Genomic DNA, 13,836 nt, shown 5'->3' on the forward strand with positions numbered 1-13,836 from the left:
CAGGTAGCATACAACGTGTATTGCAAAATATACAACGCTCGTTGTAATTTGGCCTTGATCGACATGCGGAGAGATGAAGCGATGACCGGCACGGGCTCAGAGGGCAAGACAAGGACGGCCCCGCCGCGGCGGGGCCGGGTGGACAAGGCGACAGCGATCGTGCAGGCCGCGTGCGAGGTCTTCGGACGGGACGGCTACTCCCGGGCCAGCATCGACACGATCGCCGCCGAGGCCGGCGCCTCGACTCGCACCATCTACAACCACTTCCCGGGTGGGAAGGAGGAGTTGTTCCGCTCCATCATGCAGTGGAGCTCAGAGCGGGTCAGGGACGAGCAGCTCGCGCAGCTGCGGAGGTACCTGGATCCGGAGCGTCCGCCGCATCCCGATGACCTTGAACGTGATCTGCTCGCTCTGGCCCGCGCCTGGGTCGGCCTGATGACGGACTTCCGTAACCACTTCTCGCTGGTGCGGCACATTTACGCGGAAGCCGGGCACATCCCGGCCGAGGTCTTGGATGCCTGGCAGGAGGCCGGACCGCGCGTGGTGGGCCGCGAGGTGGCGTCTGCCATGGCCGCGTTGGGCGATCGTGGCCTGATCGACGTCCACGACAGCCCGGCCCAAGCCGCCGTCCATTTTATGGCGTTGATCTGCACCGAGATCACGCAACGGTCCTACTGGGGGGTGAGCCCGCTCCCGCCGGAGGAGGCCGACCGGCTGACCTCCGCCGGGGTACGCGCGTTCCTGCGGGCGTACGGCTCCTCAGGCTGAGACGGATGTTTGCGTACGTGGCCGGACACTCTGTCCCCGCGTGACTGCGCCCCAGTTGCTTCACACCGAAGAGGTCACTGGTTCGAACCCAGTGTCGCCGCACCAGGTGCAAGCCGACGTTAGGGAAGTCCACCGAGCTTGCCATGCTGCTCGCGCACGGCCTGGCCTTCGGCCTCCGGTTCGCTCGTGCGGAGCCGTGGGCGCGGGTCCGGGAGTACATCTGCTGCCTGGTTGCGGGACTGGAGCGCAAGAACGGGTGGACGCTGTCGGCCAGCGTGCAGCGGCAGCCTCCCGCAGTCCTGGGTTGATGACCGGGACCGGTGCCGGGCCGGTTAGCCTGCAGGGGTCACCCGTCCTCGAGGTCCCGAACCGTCTGGTTCGCGGGTCTCAGGAAGCTGGGCGCCAAGGACGATGTCTTGGTTTACGGGTGCCGCTGGATCGAGGCGAAGCTGCACGACCGCGGCTGGGCGGCCCGGCATGATGGCAATAACCACGGCGACAACCTCGCTGAAGCCAGTGGCCGCGTATTCTCCGTTCCGGTCGGTGCGGGTGCGGACAAGCTGGCGGCCGTGCGGGCCGATCACGGTGATCGTGGCGCCTGGCAGCGGCTGACCGGACGGATCGGTGACCCGCCCGGTCAGTATCGGCTCTTCGTCGCCGAAATGGTGGTGGTGTGGGGCAAGGGCGACGGGCTCGGGCAGCAGCACCGTGGGATCTTCCGCAGGGGGCCCGGGGACATACTCGGTCATGGTCTGGTCTGCTGCCTCATGCGCCAGGCGCCGTTGCTGCTTGAGGTAGCCGAGCAGGATGAGCGTGACGCCGGCAGCGATCCAGGCGCAGAGCACCACTGTGGGCCGCAACAGTTGGTTACTGCCGAAGTAGCAGATGCTGCGCATGGCATCGGCGGCGTTCCCCATGGGCAGGATCGGGTGCAGGGAGCCGAAGAAGCCTGGCACGAGTTGGACGGGGACAGCGCCGCCGCTGCTGGGCACGCTGAGCAGGACGAACAACGTGATCGCGACCCCGGGGAAGAACCAGCCGAAGAAGGGCACCAGGCCATAGGCGGTTAGCGACACGGCCTGGGTCAGCAGGAACAGGTACAGCAGGGCCAGCGGATTCGGCGGGATCACCTGCACCACATAGGCAGCCGCGAGGTAAGAGATAGCGGCGGTCACCACCCCCCAGCCGATGCTGGTGGCTACGTGTGCCCACCGGCCGAAGCCCACCGCGCGCTGCATGGTGATCACCATGAAGTAGGCGGCGACAACGCAGGCCAGGACGACGTACAGCAGGCTGGAGCCGGAGGCATCGCCCGGCACGGTGGGGACCAGTTCGCGGAAGGCGAGCGTGTCGCCGGCCCGTCCCGCAACGGTGTCGAAGGTCTGGCGGACAACCGTCTCCAGGGCGGCGCCGTCCGCCTTGGCCCCGTACAGCAGCGGATGGTCCCCGACTGGCACGTACGCCGCGACCGCGCTGTGGTTTAGGACGGCAGCACGGGCCCCGGCGGCGTCGGCCGTCGGCCGGAGGGTGAAGCCACCCGGCGCCGCCACGTCGAGCTCGTGCTGGAGCCGCGCCGTGTCAGCCGGCGAAGCGGCCACTGCAATGCTGATGTGATGCGGCACCGGATGATGGAAGGCCGGCAGGTAAGAGAAGAGCAACCCGGCCAGAAAGAGCGCCGGGAGCCATAGGCCCATCGCGAGCGTGCGCGCGGCTTCGCCGACGCGTTTTCTGTCTATCTGCCCCTGTGTCACGCCGCGACGCTACAAGAAAGCTTGCAGTACTGCAAAATTTCATCACTGCAGTATGATGCCGGCCGGATACGCTGACACTCGCACACTGTGGAAAGGACCTGGTCTCCATGCAGGCAGCAGCTCCGGGGCTCCGGGAACGCAAGAAGGCCGAGACCCGCGCGGCCCTCCGCGCAGCTGCCGTGCGCCTGTTCCTCGAGCGAGGCCCCGCCGCCGTCACGGTGAGCGACATCTGCGAGGCGGCCGGGGTCTCCGCACGGACCTTCTTCAACTACTTCGATGCGAAGGAGGAAGCGCTCCTGCCCTGGGACAAGCACCTCATCGAAGAAGTCATCACGGGACTGGCCGCGCGGCCGGCCGCCGAGCCGCCGCTAACCGCGGTGCGCCAGGCGATCGAGCAGACTCTCCCCAGCCTCACCGCCAGCACCGGCTGGCAGGCCTGTGACAGGGTGCTCACGGCATACCCCGAACTGCGCACAACGATCGTCCAGGGGATGATCCGCAACGAGACCAGGCTTGCCGATGCCCTCGCCAAACGCGCCGGGGAGACGGGCGGCAGTCTCTACCCGCAGCTCCTCGCGGGCGCCGCGGCGTCAGCGTTCCGCGCGGTGTTTAGCGTCTGGGCACCGGAAACCGGGACCGCAGGCCTGCAAGCGCTGGTCGGCGAAGCCTTTGACCGGCTCGCCGCCGGCCTTCCCCCGAGTCGACCTGCCCCGGCGAGCGCCGCCGGCAGCCCGCTTGCTGGGGAGGCTAACAGCTTGGGGACGCCATGCCGGGAGGCTTAGTCCGGGCGGGCCTGGTTCCGGGGACCGTCACCGCGAGGGTTGTCAGGAGTTAAGCCGTCGGCGAGTGGGAGGCGCACGACGAACCGGGCACCATGGGATGAATCCTCGACCTGAAGGGTTCCGTCGTGGGCCTCCAGGACGGAACGGGAGATGGCCAGGCCCAGTCCCGTGCCCTTGGGGTCGCGGCGCTGGGCGTCCCGAAGGCGGACGAACGGCTCGAAGATTCGCTCGCGGTCCTCCGGAGGGATGCCGTCGCCGTCGTCCTGTACGGCCACCACGGCTTGGTCGCCGTCTCGTTCGGCCGTCACCCAGACCGCGCTGTGCGCGTGCCGCTGGGCGTTGGCCAGGAGGTTTGTCAGCACCCTGACGAGCTGGATGCGGTGGCCCAGGACCGTCAGGCCCTTCACCGTCTTGGCGTGAACAGGGACTCCCCGCGTCTGCCCGGTCTCCTGCTCCACCAACAGGCCCAGGTCGACAGGCTCCGGCTGGACCGGATCCGCTGCCCGCACGCGGGTGAGTGCCAGCAGGTCGTCGATGATCTCCTTGCACCGGTCGGTGGTCTCCAGCGCGACCTCGATCGTCTTGTGGGCGTCGACCTCATCGCGGTAGAGCAGGGCCTCCTCCAGAGCCGCGCGCAGGCCCGTGAGCGGGGTCTTGAGCTCGTGCGAAGCCACCGACGCGAACAGGCGCAACTGCCCCACGGCGCTCTCCAGCCGATCGAGAGTCTGATTGGCCGTCCTCGCCAACTCCGCGAACACGTCATGTCCCGGCGGCTGGGGAACCCGCAGGCTCAAATCGCTCGCAGTGATCTCGGACATCGTCGCGCGAATCTCCTCGACCGGCCGCAGCGCGCGACCCATCTGACACCAGCGCCCCCACGCCAGCAGCGCGGTGGCCAGCAGGACCCCGACCGCCGTGAACAGCTCCAGCCGGCGCGTCGCCAGGATGGCCGGCTCGGCACGCCCCGAGTACACCGCGTGGGGCTCCCCGCCCCAGATCAGATTCGCCTGGTAGGGGAGGCTCCGCATCGCCGTGAGCATGAGGCAGGTCCCGTCCGGCTCGCATACGGTGCGGTATTCGAGGCGGTCCTCGGGTGGCGGCAGGGGAGAGGTCAGTGCGGGCCGACCGGCCGCCGCCGGGCTGGCCAGAACGACCCGGTTGCGAGAGTCGACGAGCTGGAGGAGATCGACCTTTGACATGGCCGTGGGACGCGGAACGTCGCCCGGTCGCATGCTCGCCATCCAGTTGGTCGCGGTCCGTTGGTCCTGCCGGAAAAGGCGATCCTGGACCGTCTTCCGGATACCGAGGTCGAGGCTGATTCCGATCATCACGAAGAAGATCAAGGACGCCATGACGCTATTTCGAAAAGCCCGCATCCGGAGAGAGCGTGGGCGCGCCCAGCGCAGCATTTGCTTTCCCCCTGACGTTTTACTGAACTTGGTCATCGCATGCGCGGACCAGTCTCGGTCACGATGGGCCATTAGCCATCTGGGGGGAGAACTGCGATATCGCAAGGCGCGCTTCGCCCGCACGGTTTCAGTGCCAGGAACGAGGCGTTCTCGCTCACGCCTAGTTCGGGCCAGCGAAGTCGACCTGTCACGCTAGCACCAAACTTGAGGGCCTTAAGTAAAAGAATTACTTAGGTTTTCTCTGATTTCAGTGAGACCGAGCGGCGCTGATGCTCAAGATACTCCTCCGAGCTATTCGATCTTGATATGGTCGCGACGTACGATTCCGGGTTCCTGGTGACGGGTGGCCCCGTCGCCAGGAGCGTCGTCGCACCACGACAGCTCAACCCGTCGTGCCTCCGGTGTCGCGACATGCAGAGAGATCCCGGGGCAGTCTTTCCAGTCGTCATCGGGGCCGCTGTGGTGCGTGCCGTAGGCACGCCTCTGTTGAGTCAGGCCGTGAACGGACGTTGGTATTCCTGAGCGATGGGCCTGAGAAGGTTTCGGTGAGGGCATTGAAACGGGACAACATCTCGGCCAGCAACCGGACCTCGTCCTCGGGCCAGGTGTCGAGCAGCGCGCGGGCACGCTCCTGGCGGGCCCGTCGCGCACGGTCGAGCCTCTGTTGCCCCTCGTCTGTCAGTTCGAGGAGGTGGGCACGGCCGTCGACGGGATCGGGGGCGCGCCCGATCAGCCCGAGCTCCTCGAGCACCTTCAGCTGTCGGCTGATGGTGGCCTTGCCGATGCCGTAGTAGGCGGCCAGGTAGCTGGGACGCGCCGGAGCGGCCTCGCTGATGAGGACGATCAACCCGTACGCGCCGGGGTCCAGCTCGGGGTACATCTCGCGCCTCAACTCGGCGGACAACGCGCGAGATCGCCGGAACAGGACGCCAAGCTGGTGCTCGACCGCACAGTACGCTTCACGCCCCTCGATGGGGACCACTGCCTGTGTCTCGGTCATCGCGATGCCTCCTCCCCTTTCAAAAGTGTTGAGAAAGATCGGCACCCGGCGTGCCGGTTTTATCTCGGGCCAGCGATCACGATCAGGCTTGCGGTGAGAGTTCCCCCTGGACCGCCTGGATGTCCAGCTCGACCTTCAGAGTGGCCCCGATCAGCGAGATCCCCGCCTGCACCACTTGGTTGTAGGTCATCGCGAAATCCTCGCGGCGCAACTCGGTGACGGCGCGGAACGCGGCTCGCAGGCCACCCCACGGGTCGGGGCTGGTGCCGAGGTAGGGCAGATCGAGGTCGATCGGCCGCGTGACGCCGCTCATCTTCAGGACACCGTGCAGCGTCCACCGATCCGGACCCGCGGGGGACAGTCCGGTGCTCCGGTAGGAGATCGTGGGATGCGGCCCGGCATCGAGGAAGTCCGCCGAGCGCAGGTGGTCGTCGCGCGTGCTGTTGCCCGTGTCGATCGACGCGGCGTCGATCTCGGCCACGACGCTGGACGACTCGGCGCTCGCGCCGATGTCGATCCGGCCGGAGAACTCGGCGAACCGTCCCCGCACGCTGGAGAGCCCGAGGCGACAGCGCCCGCCATGCCGGGTGCCTCTTCCCAGGCCGCCCGGCATCCCCCCTCGCCGGCCCTTCGAGGGCCGGCCGGTCTTCTCCTCGCCCCACGCCGCCAGGCCCCGTTCCCGGCCGTGACGGCGTCGGGCCGCTCCCTTCGCTGTGGACACGGCCGGGCGCCGCACCGGCGTCATTCCGGGTGCCCGAGCCACAGGTCGTGCTCGTCGTCGCCCTGCCCGGTCAGGTTGAGGGCGCTGGCCATGGGCGGGTACCCGGTGGCGATGAGCGTGTACTGACCACCCGTAAGGTCGGCGAAGGCGTACTCTCCGTCCTCGCCGGTCGTCGCCGTGCCGATCACGTTGCCCGCGGAGTCGAGCAACGTGACCCTGGCGTCGGCGAGTAGGCCGCCACCGCCCTTGACCCGGACCGTGCCGCGGACGTGGGCACCGGGTAGCAGTTCGATGTCCTGCCTGGTCTGGCCGTCGCCGACCTCGACGGGCACCGCGGCGGGACGGTGGGCGGCGGCGCTGACCGCGAGCGTGTAGGTGCCCGCGACGACCCCCGCGAAGCCGAAGGCGCCGTCCTCGCCGGTCATTCCCGTGGTGACCACCTCGCCGCGCACGTCCGTCACGATGACCATCGCCTGGGCCACCGGCCTGCCTTCCGCGTCGCGCACGGTTCCGGAGAACTTCCCCGAGCCGGTGAGCACCAGGTCGAAGTCCAGCGGCTGGTCGCCGACGACGAGAGTCGCGACCTGAGGGTCGTGCTCGCCGGCAGAGGCGATCAGGACGTATGTGCCACTGCCGGGCGTCCACAGGCTGTACCTGCCGTCGGGGTGCGTGACCGCGCGCCCGAGCTGGTGGCCTCGTACGTCGATCAGGGTGAGGGTGGCGTGGCCTACCGGTGTGCCGTCGGCGCCACGGATGAAGCCGCGGATTCCGCCACCACCGCTGCCATTCCGCCGTTCCGCCGACGCGTACACCGTGTTCTGGGCGGCGGCTAAGCCGTTGAGGACGTCCTGGTCGCCGGCTCTCACGGACGCCAGTTCCCATGTGTTCGGGGCGCCGTTGTCCGCGGTGCCTTCGTTGAGGGTGCGGTCCTCGATCAGCGCCATCTCGGCGAGGATGGCCTCCTCGGGCAGTCCGGGTGTGTCGCGGACCGCCTGTTCGGCGTCCATCCGCTGGTGCGACGTCCCCGCGTGAGCTTCCTCCCTGTCAGCTTCCCTCAACGCGCGATGCACTGTGCTCAACACCACGGCGCCCGCGACGGCCGTCACCGCCCCCAGAATGAAGGGGACGTGCGTGTTGTAGTGCTCGACCAATTTGCCGGCCACAAACGGGGCGAATCCGCCGCCGATGAACCGCACGAATCCGTAGGTGGCTGACGCGACGGGACGCGGTACCGGCGCGATGCTCATCACCGCGGTAGTGACCAGGGTGTTGTTGGTGCCGATGAAAATGCCCGAGGCGATTGTCGCGCCGATGACGACTTCCGGGCGCTCGGGGAACACACCGATCACCAGGGAGTCGACGGCCATCAGCGCCATGGTCACATACAGGGTGCGGGCGGTGCCGAAGCGGGCCTTGAGCGCCGGGGCGCCGAAAACCGCGAATATCGCGACCAGCACACCCCAGCCGCAGAAGACACCCCCGAGCTTCAGCGGGGACAGGTGCATCAGGAACGGGGCGTAGCCGAGGATGGTGAAGAAGGCCCAGTTGTAGAGCAGACCGGTGGCGCTGGTGGTGGCCAGGCTACGGTGCCGCAGCGCCTTGATCGGTTCGCTGACGGAGGAACGCTGGGCCGGTCGCGGGGTCGGGGGGACGAGGATCGCGGTGGCCACCAGGGCGATGAGCATCAGGACGGCGACGCCGAAGAACGGTCCGCGCCAACTGATGTTGCCCAGCAGGCCTCCCAGCAGCGGGCCGCACGCGATGCCGAGAGCCGCCTCGTACAGCACGATCGCGCCGCTGAACCCGCCGCTGGCCGAGCCGACGATCACCGCCAGAGAGGTCGCGATGAACAGAGCGTTGCCCAGGCCCCAGCCGGCTCGGAAGCCGACGATCTCCCCGATGCTTCCGCTGGTGCCGGCGATCGCGGAGAACACCACGATCAGCACCAGGCCGGCGATCAGCGTGCGTTTGGCGCCGAGACGGCTGGAGACCCAGCCGGTGATCAGCATCGCCAGCGCGGTGACCACGAGATAGCTGGTGAATAGCAACTCCACCTGGCTGGGGCTCGCCTGCAGTCGGGAGGCGAGCGACGGCAGGATCGGATCGACCAGCCCGATGCCCATGAAGGAGATCACGCAGGCGAACGCCACCGCCCAGACGGCCTTCGGCTGGCGGAACGGGCTCGGTGCGCTCGATACCTCCGCCGCCGAATGCCTGGCTTGTACGCGGGTGTCGTGGGAGCCGCTCATGAGGCTCCTTCTGCGTCGGCGTTGCCGCGGTAGCACCGCGGAGACTCGATCTGGGTCATAGGTCTTCCCTCTGCAATGGGATGTGCGATGAGCGTGTTCAGCGCGTCGATCGATGCGCACAGCGCTCGCTGTTGACCGGCGGGCAGCCTGCTCAGGTGCGTGACCAGTGCCTGGGCGCGGGAGGACCGCAGCGCGTCCAACTGCGCCCGTCCAGCGGACGTCGCCGCGACCAGTACGATCCGCCCGTCTGCCGGGTCGGCCCGCCGCTCGGCCAGGCCGGCCTCCGCCAGGCGATTGACCACGCTCGACATGCCGGGCTGGCTGATCCCCTCCCGATCGGCGAGATGGGAGATCCGCAGCGGTCCGGTCGAGACGACCGCGGCCAGCACTGACAGTGCGACTCCGCCCGGGCCGCCGTGCGGTATGGCACGTCTGATCCACCGCGAGACGCGCTCCAGCGCCTCGCCGGCCGCCACAAGATCGTCTGTGGCCGGCGACCGGGGCGTCCGTGTCGGCGGTTCTGCTGCCATGAGCGCAACTCTATTGATAATCTATATAGACAGTCAATGTAGTTTCGTGACCGACAGGGGATTCATATAGATGCGGCTATGCTTCTATGCATGAGTCGATCCGCCTCCGGGAGCGGGACGGGGAGCGCCGACGGTTTGACCCGCTCGGCCGGCGCGGTCGTCGGGCTGCTCTCTTCGCTGGTGCGCCACGCCCCTCGGGACCTGAGCATGACCTCGGTGTCGACCCTGTCCACCCTGGACAGCACAGGTCCCCGCCGCATCACGGACCTAGCGGCGATAGGAGGCATCACTCAACCGTCCGTCACCGCGCTGGTCATCAGCCTGGAGCGGGCCGGTCTCGTCGAGCGCTGCAAGGACCCGGCTGACAAGCGTGTCGTGCTGGTCGCCATCACCGCCGCGGGCTCGGACTACCTTCACGCCCGGCGCCGAGCCAACATCGAGGCGTTCGCGCAGCTCATCGACAGACTGCCGCTGGACGAAGCGGCCGCCCTGGGCGCCGCGGTCCCGGCCTTGGAGCACCTTCGCGAACTCGACGACCAACAGCGCGACCCCGGCCCCTCAATCGGCGGCGTCGGGACAGGGCTGGACGGCTGAGCCATCGCCTGCGCGCGTCGACGCTGGGGACCATCTGGGGACCACACGTGATGCGCGAACCCGAACACTCCCAGTACGCCTGAACGGTGCATCGCGCATCATGTGCCACCTAACCTGCGGAAACCACGTACCCAGCCCTGCTGGGGGTCGAGGGGTCGCAGGTTCACATTCTGTCGTCCCGACGCAGCTCAGAGGGCCGATCCGAGGGTTCGGGTCGGCCCCTTCTGTGTCTCGGGGACCACAGTCGACCTCTTGCCGGTGCTGATCGAGGGCGTGGCTGGAGGGCGTGGTCGACGCCGACACCGGCGGCGTCGAGCGGATCCCGTACGAGCTGTAAAGCTGCTGGACACCACGGCATTCATCACCGATCTGACGACCCGGATGCGCCCTGGGCTGGATCGACTGAACCGCCGCGTCGCGCGGGTGGACCGTCGCCCTTTGCGGTCTCCATGACAACGCTATACCAAATTTACATAGACTATCTATATAGACATCCGATAAATCTATTTATGGATGGAACGCACCTGAGAGGACGTCGAGGAGGTCGCGGCGGCGCTTGCCGAGTGGCCATCGCGACGGTGAGATGCCTGTCGGCTCCTCCACTGCTCGTGCGGCAATGGACTTTTCGAAAGGACGGATAACCATGAGCGCCGACTTGGTGACCAGTATGAGTGACACTCCTCCGGCCGAGGCGCCCCAATTCCCGATGCCCCGGGCGACCGGCTGCCCGTTCGACCCTCCGCCGTTCCTGCGCACGTTGCAGGCCGACGCTCCTATCACCCGGGTCCGGCTATGGGACGGCAGCGCGCCCTGGCTGATCAGCCGCTATGACCACCAACGTGTCCTGCTGTCCGACCCGCGGATCAGCGCGGACGCCGCACATCCGCATTATCCCCATGCGACCACGGGTCAAAAGGAGGTCAAGAAGGGGATGCGGACCTTCATCAACATGGACGACCCGGAGCACGCCCGCCTTCGCCGCATGGTGACAGCACCGTTCTCCATCAAGCGAGTCGAGGCGCTACGTCCCGCCATCCAGAAGATCGTGGATGATCTCATCGACGACATGCTCGCCGGCCCGACGCCGGTAGACCTGGTCCAGGCGTTCGCGTTGCCGGTGCCCTCACTGGTGATCAGCGAGCTGCTCGGCGTCCCGTACGCCGACCACGACTTCTTCCAGCAAAACAGCCGGCTGCTCGTCAACCGCGACACGCCACCCGACGAGGCGATGGCGGCCCAGCATCGGCTTATCGACTATCTCGACCGGCTGATCGCCGACAAACTGGCCGACCCGGGCGAGGATCTGCTGTCCTACCTGGCCGCACAGCGGGTCGCCACCGGCGAGCTGTCTCGGCAGGAAGCGGCACTGATGGGCCGCCTCCTTCTGGTCGCCGGGCACGAGACGACCGCGAACATGATCGCGCTGGGCACCCTCGCGCTGCTGCAGCACCCGGACCAACTGGCCGCACTGCGCGAGACTGACGACCCGAAGCTGATCGCCGGCGCGGTCGAGGAACTCCTGCGCTATCTGACCATCGTGCACGGCGGGCGGCGCCGCGTGGCGCTGGAGGACATCGAGATCGACGGCCACACCATCCGCGCCGGCGAGGGGGTGATCCTGGCCAACGACATCGGCAACCGGGACGCCACCGCCTTCGCCTGCCCGGACCGGCTCGACATCCACCGCGACGCCCGGCGGCACGTGGCCTTTGGGTTCGGCGTGCACCAGTGCCTGGGCCAGCCGCTGGCCCGGGTGGAGCTGCAGGTCGTCTACGGCACGCTGTACCGCCGCATCCCGACCTTGCGCCTGGCGGTGGACCTCGACCTGGTGCCGTTCAAACATGACGCGATCGTTTACGGCGTCTACGAACTACCCGTCGCCTGGTGACCGGGGAATCACTGAGGAGGAACTCATGAAGGTGTTCATCGACCAAGACAAGTGCGTCGCCTCCGGCCAGTGCGTGCTCGCCGCCGCGGACGTGTTCGACCAGCGCGACGAGGACGGCGTCGTCATTCTGCTCAACCCGGACCCGCCCGCTGAGCTGGCCGACGATGTCCGGCAGGCCGCCGCCGTCTGCCCCGCACTGGCGATCCGGGTGGAAGAAGAGTGAACCGGATCGTCATCGTCGGCGCCTCGGCCGCAGGCCTGAGCGCGGGGGAGGCCCTCCGCCGGAAGGGTTACGACGGGAAGCTGACTCTGATCGGTGACGAGCCGCACGCGCCCTACGACCGGCCGCCGTTGTCCAAGCAGGTCCTAGCCGGCACGTGGGAACCCCAGCGAGCGGCCCTGCGCTCGGAAGAGCAACTGGCCGGACTCGACGCCGACGTACGGCTCGGCCGCGCCGCCACCGGGCTGGACGTCACGAACCGTCAGGTGCGGCTGAGCGACGGCGACCGGTTGAGCTTCGACGGTCTGGTCATCGCCACGGGTGTCACTCCCCGCCGCCTTCCCCACTGCGACCTGGCCGGGGCGTACGTGCTGCGCACCCTGGGCGACGCCCTCGCCCTGCGCGCGGCGCTGCTCGCCGGGCCCCGGGTCGTCGTCGTGGGCGCCGGGTTCCTCGGCACGGAAGTCGCGGCGGTGGCCCGTTCGATGGGTCTGGAGGTCACCCTGACCGCGCCGCAGCCGGTCCCCGTGCGCCGCCCGTTCGGCGACCGGATCGGCGCGCTCATCGCCGAACTGCACCGCGACCAGGGAACGCGGCTGCGCTGCGGGGTGCCGGTCCGCCGACTGAGCGGTGCGGGCGGCCTGGTCACCGGAGTGGAACTGGCCGATGGCATGCTGCTGCCGGCCGACGTGGTGGTGATGGCCGTCGGCTCCGAGCCCGCGACCGGCTGGCTGGACGGCTCCGGCCTGCGCCTGGAGGACGGGGTCGTGTGCGACAAGCTGTGCCAGGCCGCCCCCGGCATCTACGCCGCCGGCGACGTCGCATCCTGGTACAACCCACGCTACGGCACGCGGATGCGGCTGGAGCACCGGATGAACGCCACCGAACAAGCCATGGCCGTGGCCGGCAACCTGCTCAGCGACGCAATCCCCTTCGCCCCCATCCCCTACTTCTGGACCGACCAGTACGACACGAAGATCCAGGCATACGGCTTCTTCCCCCCGGGTGCCGAATTTCGGATCCTGCGCGGCGACCCGGCGGACCGCTGCTTCACCGCCGCCTACGCCTACAACGACAAGATCGTCGGAGTCCTCGGCTGGAATAGCCCGCGCGAAACGCGCGGACTGCGCCGGCTCGTCGCCGAACAGGCTTCCTGGACAGCCGCCGCAGCCACATGCCCTTGACATGCCTGAGTGTCCGGCCGGAGCGGCGGGCGTAAAGGCCAGGCCGCTTCGCGGTCGGGGGGCTGAGCCTTGACCCGCGGCTCACCGGCCAGGAGATGGCAGCGGTGAGGAGAACGGGGGAGAGTGACCACGACCAGGACCCCGACGCGTGTGAAGGGCGGAGATTGTCGGTTACCGAGCGTCATGAACAGTTGGGGCGCGAGGTTGTCGACGCATCAGGGCTCGGGGCGATCTTGTTCCGTAGCTGTTCCGTGAGAGTTCGTAAACCAGCGGCAACTGACCAGAGGTAGCGAGAGGCGAACGCGCAGGTCAGTAGCGTGATCGAGGAGTCCGGGCAGGTGGAGCGAGACTGCACCTGAGAACACCCAGATCTTGGTGGGCAGGGGTGACTGCAGCGCGGCTTCCGGTGCTCAGGCCTGGCGGCTTTGCGGTCGGGCTCCCTCGCCGAGGTCTGGAAATCGCTGCTCGAACCACAGGTGGTCAGAAGCGCCAATCGTCATGGCTGGCATTCTTGCTTATGGGCCGACAAGCTAGTCGGGGGAGTGTGGCCCAGCGTGCTCACGAGAACGCACGGCCGAGGCCACGGCAGGTATCTCCAGATCGCCTCGGACTGGGTGACTATCTGGGTGACTGTCGCCGTGGACGGCCGCGTATGCCGGTGGACGGCTGAGGATCGTTTCCGCAGGTGGGGGCGGGTATCGCGGCTGATCCCGCCCCCGTCTGGGTTGCCTGGGGGTCAA

13 protein-coding genes are annotated in these 13,836 nt (G+C 68.0%); 7 read left to right on the forward strand and 6 right to left on the reverse strand.

All coding sequences use genetic code 11. The features are described from left to right. Positions 1-63: 63 nt before the first annotated feature. Positions 64-768 carry a TetR/AcrR family transcriptional regulator gene (locus Pmi06nite_RS40285; protein ID WP_203958522.1) on the forward strand — a complete coding sequence of 235 codons (705 nt, stop codon included), beginning with the start codon at positions 64-66 and terminating at the stop codon, positions 766-768. 143 nt (positions 769-911) lie between these two features. Next, on the forward strand, positions 912-1,076 hold the full coding sequence (locus Pmi06nite_RS40290; RefSeq protein WP_373317367.1) for a hypothetical protein: 165 nt from the start codon (positions 912-914) through the stop codon (positions 1,074-1,076). A gap of 24 nt (positions 1,077-1,100) precedes the next feature. Here Pmi06nite_RS40290 and Pmi06nite_RS40295 read toward each other — a convergent pair whose 3' ends face one another. After that, entirely contained in the window at positions 1,101-2,519 is a 1,419-nt protein-coding gene (locus Pmi06nite_RS40295) for a carboxypeptidase regulatory-like domain-containing protein (RefSeq protein WP_203958523.1), read from the reverse strand. Positions 2,520-2,626: 107 nt separating this feature from the next. Between Pmi06nite_RS40295 and Pmi06nite_RS40300 the strand changes: the two genes are divergently transcribed. Then, positions 2,627-3,301 (forward strand): TetR/AcrR family transcriptional regulator, encoded by a 675-nt coding sequence (locus Pmi06nite_RS40300; RefSeq protein ID WP_203958524.1) that lies wholly within the window; start codon positions 2,627-2,629, stop codon positions 3,299-3,301. Here Pmi06nite_RS40300 and Pmi06nite_RS40305 read toward each other — a convergent pair. From Pmi06nite_RS40305 to Pmi06nite_RS40325, 5 genes are all read right to left on the reverse strand, one after another. Beyond that, positions 3,298-4,629 carry a HAMP domain-containing sensor histidine kinase gene (locus tag Pmi06nite_RS40305; protein ID WP_203958525.1) on the reverse strand — a complete coding sequence of 444 codons (1,332 nt, stop codon included), beginning with the start codon at positions 4,627-4,629 and terminating at the stop codon, positions 3,298-3,300. The two genes, Pmi06nite_RS40300 and Pmi06nite_RS40305, sit on opposite strands and share 4 nt — an antisense overlap. 526 nt (positions 4,630-5,155) lie before the next feature. After that, entirely contained in the window at positions 5,156-5,710 is a 555-nt protein-coding gene (locus tag Pmi06nite_RS40310; protein WP_203958526.1) for a MarR family winged helix-turn-helix transcriptional regulator, read from the reverse strand. Between the two features lie 82 nt (positions 5,711-5,792). After that, complete coding sequence (locus tag Pmi06nite_RS40315; protein ID WP_239114543.1) at positions 5,793-6,431, reverse strand: YceI family protein; 639 nt, start codon at positions 6,429-6,431, stop codon at positions 5,793-5,795. Between the two features lie 20 nt (positions 6,432-6,451). Next, positions 6,452-8,680 carry an MFS transporter gene (locus Pmi06nite_RS40320; RefSeq protein ID WP_203958527.1) on the reverse strand — a complete coding sequence of 743 codons (2,229 nt, stop codon included), beginning with the start codon at positions 8,678-8,680 and terminating at the stop codon, positions 6,452-6,454. Next, complete coding sequence (locus Pmi06nite_RS40325; RefSeq protein ID WP_203958528.1) at positions 8,677-9,210, reverse strand: MarR family winged helix-turn-helix transcriptional regulator; 534 nt, start codon at positions 9,208-9,210, stop codon at positions 8,677-8,679. The genes Pmi06nite_RS40320 and Pmi06nite_RS40325 overlap by 4 nt, the downstream gene beginning before the upstream one ends. 90 nt (positions 9,211-9,300) lie before the next feature. Here Pmi06nite_RS40325 and Pmi06nite_RS40330 point away from each other — a divergent pair, with 90 nt between their 5' ends. The 4 genes from Pmi06nite_RS40330 (at position 9,301) to Pmi06nite_RS40345 (ending at position 13,096) form a co-directional block, all read left to right on the forward strand. Next, positions 9,301-9,804 (forward strand): MarR family winged helix-turn-helix transcriptional regulator, encoded by a 504-nt coding sequence (locus Pmi06nite_RS40330; protein WP_239114544.1) that lies wholly within the window; start codon positions 9,301-9,303, stop codon positions 9,802-9,804. Between the two features lie 643 nt (positions 9,805-10,447). Continuing rightward, complete coding sequence (locus Pmi06nite_RS40335) at positions 10,448-11,692, forward strand: cytochrome P450 (protein WP_239114545.1); 1,245 nt, start codon at positions 10,448-10,450, stop codon at positions 11,690-11,692. Between the two features lie 25 nt (positions 11,693-11,717). Beyond that, on the forward strand, positions 11,718-11,915 hold the full coding sequence (locus Pmi06nite_RS40340) for a ferredoxin (RefSeq protein WP_203958529.1): 198 nt from the start codon (positions 11,718-11,720) through the stop codon (positions 11,913-11,915). Further along, positions 11,912-13,096, forward strand: coding sequence for an NAD(P)/FAD-dependent oxidoreductase (locus Pmi06nite_RS40345; RefSeq protein WP_203958530.1), 1,185 nt, complete (start codon positions 11,912-11,914; stop codon positions 13,094-13,096). Before Pmi06nite_RS40340 ends, Pmi06nite_RS40345 begins: the two co-directional genes overlap by 4 nt. The last annotated feature ends 740 nt before the right edge of the window (positions 13,097-13,836 follow it).

The organism is Planotetraspora mira, from assembly GCF_016863275.1.
Classification (GTDB): domain Bacteria; phylum Actinomycetota; class Actinomycetes; order Streptosporangiales; family Streptosporangiaceae; genus Planotetraspora; species Planotetraspora mira.

Coding starts and splice junctions, on each gene's coding strand:
- Pmi06nite_RS40285 (WP_203958522.1), top strand. CDS start 64: ATGCGGAGAGATGAAGCGATGACCGGCACGGGCTCAGAGGGCAAGACA.
- Pmi06nite_RS40290 (WP_373317367.1), top strand. CDS start 912: ATGCTGCTCGCGCACGGCCTGGCCTTCGGCCTCCGGTTCGCTCGTGCG.
- Pmi06nite_RS40300 (WP_203958524.1), top strand. CDS start 2,627: ATGCAGGCAGCAGCTCCGGGGCTCCGGGAACGCAAGAAGGCCGAGACC.
- Pmi06nite_RS40305 (WP_203958525.1), bottom strand. CDS start 4,629: ATGATCGGAATCAGCCTCGACCTCGGTATCCGGAAGACGGTCCAGGAT.
- Pmi06nite_RS40310 (WP_203958526.1), bottom strand. CDS start 5,710: ATGACCGAGACACAGGCAGTGGTCCCCATCGAGGGGCGTGAAGCGTAC.
- Pmi06nite_RS40320 (WP_203958527.1), bottom strand. CDS start 8,680: ATGAGCGGCTCCCACGACACCCGCGTACAAGCCAGGCATTCGGCGGCG.
- Pmi06nite_RS40325 (WP_203958528.1), bottom strand. CDS start 9,210: ATGGCAGCAGAACCGCCGACACGGACGCCCCGGTCGCCGGCCACAGAC.
- Pmi06nite_RS40330 (WP_239114544.1), top strand. CDS start 9,301: ATGAGTCGATCCGCCTCCGGGAGCGGGACGGGGAGCGCCGACGGTTTG.
- Pmi06nite_RS40335 (WP_239114545.1), top strand. CDS start 10,448: ATGAGCGCCGACTTGGTGACCAGTATGAGTGACACTCCTCCGGCCGAG.
- Pmi06nite_RS40340 (WP_203958529.1), top strand. CDS start 11,718: ATGAAGGTGTTCATCGACCAAGACAAGTGCGTCGCCTCCGGCCAGTGC.